Source organism: Anabaena sp. CCY 9910, from assembly GCF_963920875.1.
In the GTDB taxonomy this organism is placed as follows: Bacteria; Cyanobacteriota; Cyanobacteriia; order Cyanobacteriales; family Nostocaceae; genus Trichormus; species Trichormus variabilis.
This window is the reverse complement of sequence record NZ_CAWUDJ010000171.1, coordinates 1-214: the sequence shown is the minus strand read 5'-3', so window position 1 is coordinate 214 and position 214 is coordinate 1. Positions and strand designations below refer to the sequence as shown.

General features: G+C 61.2%; 1 protein-coding gene. It reads left to right on the top strand.

Annotated elements, in window-relative coordinates; translation table 11 throughout:
• On the top strand, positions 1-214 hold a 214-nt coding region (locus tag ACM5QX_RS29715; protein WP_414756786.1), incomplete at both ends, for a hypothetical protein.

The window sequence follows — 214 nt, the reverse complement described above, 5'->3', positions numbered from 1 at the left end:
CGAGCAACGTCAAGATCAACGGTATCGCGCGCGCGGCCGCTTCGTTCTCGTCCTGCGACGTGGACATTGTCGGCCAAGCCGGCGCCATCATCACCGATGGCGTGGTGCAGGACGCCCAGCTGCAAAACCGATGGAACTTGCCCGCATCTGTGACGATTCCGCTGTCTGGTCAGATCACGGTCACTGCGAGGTGCGCAACGATTGGCTCAATCAG